This is a genomic window from Kitasatospora sp. NPDC091257 (assembly GCF_044757675.1).
Taxonomy (GTDB): Bacteria; Actinomycetota; Actinomycetes; order Streptomycetales; family Streptomycetaceae; genus Kitasatospora; species Kitasatospora lactacystinica.
In genome coordinates this window covers 1-3,961 of sequence record NZ_JBIVVI010000880.1, presented here as the reverse complement: position 1 = coordinate 3,961, position 3,961 = coordinate 1, and the positions used below count along the sequence as shown (strand labels likewise).

Here is a 3,961-nt window from a genome sequence, read left to right as displayed (position 1 = left end):
AGTGGTTCGGGCGGCTGCGCTCGGTGATCGACTGGCACCACCACAGCGAGGACGAGATCCTCTGGCCGTACCTGCGCGGCCGGGGGAGCGGCGGCGTGCGGTGCTGCGGCGGATGGCCGTCGGCTGGGTCCGGGCGCTGGCCAACCTGGGCGCGATGTTCGGGGCGGTGACGGTCGAGTACCACCTGACCGTCGGCCGGGAGCCGGCGCCCGCGCCGTTGGAGGAACCGCCGGCGGACCATCCCGAGCGCCTGCTGCGCGGGGTCCCGCTGTCGGAGCGGGAGCAGGAGCTGTGGGCCCAACTGGAGGGCCTGCGCAGGCGCGTGTAGCGCAACGGCGGCTTTAGTGCTCGAACTGATGATCGGTCCGGACGTGTCGACCGAACGAGGGGGATTGACGGTGGCGGGTTTCCGATCGTTCGCGGAGCTGGTGCTCGCGCGGGCGGCAGAGCGTGGGGATGCGGACGCCTACCTGTTCCTGGAGAACGGGGTGCGGGGGGTGGAACCGGAACGGCTCACGTACGCGGGCCTGGACCGGTCGGCGAAGGAGCTGGCGGCCTGGCTGCAGGACCGGGGGATGACCGGCCGGCAGGTGCTGCTGCTGTACCCGTCGGGACTGGAGTTCCTGACGGCGTTCATCGGCTGCCTGTACGCGGGCGCGGTGGCCGTCCCGGCGCCCCTGCCCACGGAGCAGGGCCAGCACTTCCAGCGGGTGTCCGGGATCGTCCGGGACGCCCGGGTCGGCGCCGTGCTGACCATCGGCAAGCACGCGCCGGACGTCGGGGCGTGGCTGGCGGACGAGGGCTTCTCCGACGTGCTCTGCCTCGCCACGGACGGGCCGGTGGGCGACGCCGCCGCCTGGCGCGACCCGGGGCTGCGCCCCGAGGACCTGGCCTTCCTCCAGTACACCTCCGGCTCGACCAGCGAGCCCAAGGGGGTGATGGTCTCGCACGCCAACCTGCTGGCCAACGAGGCCGCCATCCAGCGCTCCACCGGCAGCGGCCCGGACACCGTGCTGGGCGGCTGGCTGCCCTTCTACCACGACATGGGCCTGATCGGGCACGTGCTCCAGCCGCTGTGGCTGGGCACCAGCGCGGTGCTGATGTCCCCGACCTCCTTCCTGCGCCGTCCGGTGCGCTGGCTGGAACTGATCGGCGAGCACCGGGTGACCATCTCCGCCGCCCCCAACTTCGCCTACGACCTCTGCCTGCGGCGGGTGACCGACGCCCACCTGGAGGGCGTCGACCTGTCCAGCTGGCAGGTCGCCTGCAACGGCGCGGAGCCGGTCCGGGCCGACACCCTGCGGGCCTTCGCCGAGCGCTTCGGGCCGTACGGCTTCCGGGCCGACACGTTCTTCCCCTGCTACGGCATGGCCGAGACCACGCTGCTGGTCTCCGGCAAGCGGCACGGCCGGCCGGCCGTGCTGCGCGAGGTGGACGCCGCGGGCCTGGAGGCGGGCCGGCTGGAGGGGCCGTTCCTCCGGGAGCCGACGCGGGCCCTGGCCTCCAGCGGCGTCGTGGGCTCCGAGGACTTCGAGGTGCGCATCGTCGACCCGCAGACCCGTGCGGAACGCCCCGAGCGCGAGGTCGGCGAGATCTGGGTGCGCGGCGCCAGCGTCTCCTCCGGCTACTGGGACCGCCCCGAGGTCAACGCGGAGGTGTTCGGCGCCCGGATCGCCGGCGCGGAGGAGCTCGGCCGCTGGCTGCGGACCGGCGACCTGGGCGCGGTGGAGCGCGGCGAGCTGTTCGTGACCGGCCGGCTGAAGGAGATGATCCTGATCAACGGCCGCAACATCTACCCGTACGACGTGGAGAACGCGGTGCGCGCCCTGGAGCCGACGGCCTTCGGCGCCGGAGCGGTCTTCGCCGTCGACACCGGCCAGGAGCACCTGGTGGTGATCCACGAGGTCCGCCCGAGCGCCCTGGCGGACCAGGACCTCAAGAAGCTCACCGCCACCGTCCAGGCCCTGGTCAGCCGGGAGTTCGCGGTGCCCGCGGGCAACGTCCTGCTGGTGCGCCCGGGCACCGTCCGCCGCACCACCAGCGGCAAGATCCAGCGGACCCTGATGCGCAAGCTGTTCCTGGAGGGCGCCGTCACCCCGCTGCACGCCGTGCTCGACCCGGCGGTGCGCGAGCTCGTCGGCACCCGCGACCCGGAACCGGTGGGCTGACATGGACCACGCGCCGTACCGCGTCGCCGAGGAGCTCGAACAGTTCCTCGGCGACCCGGACGCCCCCGGCACCGTGTTCTCGTACGCCCGCAGCCTGGAGCTGGACGAGAGCGAGACCTTCCCGGCCGACATCTGCCGGGTCCTGGAGGACTGGCGCCTCCAGGACCACTACGTGCCCGCCGAGCACGGCGGCCGGCTCACCGACTACGAGACCGTCATGCAGGTCATGCGGACCGTCGCCCGCCGCGACCTCACCGTGGCGATCGGCCACGGCAAGACCTACCTGGGCGGCGTCTGCGTCTGGGTGTCGGGCAGCCCCGAGCAGGCCGCCCGGCTGGCCGCGGACATCCGCGCCGGCGTCCCGGTGTCGCTGGGCCTCACCGAGCGGGCGCACGGCAGCGACCTGCTCGCCGACGAGGTGCACGGCGAACCGGACGGCGCCGGGGGCTGGCTGGTCAGCGGCGAGAAGTGGCTGATCAACAACGCCACCCGGGGCAGCGTCCTGTCCGCGCTCGTACGCACCGACCCGGCCGGCGGCCCGCGCGGGTTCAGCGTGCTGCTGATGGACAAGCGCGGCCTCGGCCCGGAGCACTACCGCTGCCTCGACAAGATCCGCACCCACGGCATCCGCGGCGCCGACATCAGCGGCATCGCCTACGACCGGGCCCCGGTGCCGGCCGCCGCCCTCGTCGGCACCGAGGGCGGCGGCCTGGAGACGGTGCTCAAGGCGCTCCAGCTGACCCGGACGATGTGCGCCGCGCTGTCGCTGGGCGCCGCCGACCATGCCCTCGCGCTGGCCCTGGACTTCGCCGAGCGGCGGGAGCTGTACGGCCGCCGCCTGGTGGACCTGCCGCAGGCGCGGCAGGTGCTCGCCTCGGCCGCCGCCGACGTGCTGGTCGGCGAGGCGCTGGCGACGGTCGCGATCCGCTCGGTCCACACCCTCACCGGCGAACTCGGCGTGGCCGCCGCCGCCACCAAGTACCTGGTGCCCACCGGCACCGAGCAGGTCATCGCCGAACTGACCCGGCTGCTGGGCGCCCGCGCCTTCCTCAAGGGGGAGCACGCCGGAGGCATGTTCCAGAAGGTCGACCGGGACCACCGGATCGTCGGACTGTTCGACGGCAACACCCTGGTCAACCTCAACTCCCTGGTCAACCAGTTCCGTTCACTGTCCCGCGGCTGGGAGCGGGGCACCGGGGACACCGCCGGGGCCGCCACCGCCTTCGACCTGGCCGCGCCGCTGCCGGCCCTGGACCCGTCCCGGCTCTCCCTGGTCGCCAAGGGCGGCAGCGGCATCGTCGCGTCGCTGCCCGCCTCCGTGGCCGCCCTGCGTGCCGAGGCCGGGCACGACCCCGCGCTCGACGGCGCCCTGGAGGCCGCCGAACTGCTGCTCGCCGTGACCGGCCGCGTCCACGCCGAGATGGCCGCCCACCGCTCCCCGGTCTCCGACGTGCCGACCGCCGCCTTCGAGGTCGCCCGGCGCTACAGCCTCTGCCTGGCGGGCGCCGCCTGCCTGGGCCTGTGGGCGCACAACCACCGGGCCGCCGCCCGGGGACGCACCGGCGCGCTCTGGCGCGACGGCGTCTGGCTGTGGCCCGCCCTGGACCGGCTGCTGGTCCGGCTCGGCGAGCAGGACGGCCCCCGGCCGGAGGCCTACCCCGCGCTGCTGGCACGGCTGCGCGACACCCGGGCGGCCGGCGCGCTGCACTCCCTGCTCCCGCTGCGGCTGCACCGCCCCGCACCCACCGACGACCGTCCTGCCGAGGGGGCGCCATGCTGACCGACTCCGCGGC

At 74.6% G+C, this 3,961-nt stretch carries 3 protein-coding genes; all 3 read left to right on the top strand.

Annotated elements, in window-relative coordinates:
* Positions 1-328: DUF6059 family protein (locus ACIQOV_RS31295; RefSeq protein WP_401054022.1), on the top strand; the 328-nt coding region annotated here is incomplete at its 5' end.
* 70 nt (positions 329-398) lie between these two features.
* Positions 399-2,168 (top strand): fatty acyl-AMP ligase, encoded by a 1,770-nt coding sequence (locus ACIQOV_RS31290; RefSeq protein WP_401054021.1) that lies wholly within the window; start codon positions 399-401, stop codon positions 2,166-2,168.
* A gap of 1 nt (position 2,169) precedes the next feature.
* Positions 2,170-3,948, top strand: coding sequence for an acyl-CoA dehydrogenase family protein (locus tag ACIQOV_RS31285; protein ID WP_401054020.1), 1,779 nt, complete (start codon positions 2,170-2,172; stop codon positions 3,946-3,948).
* Positions 3,949-3,961 lie beyond the last annotated feature (13 nt).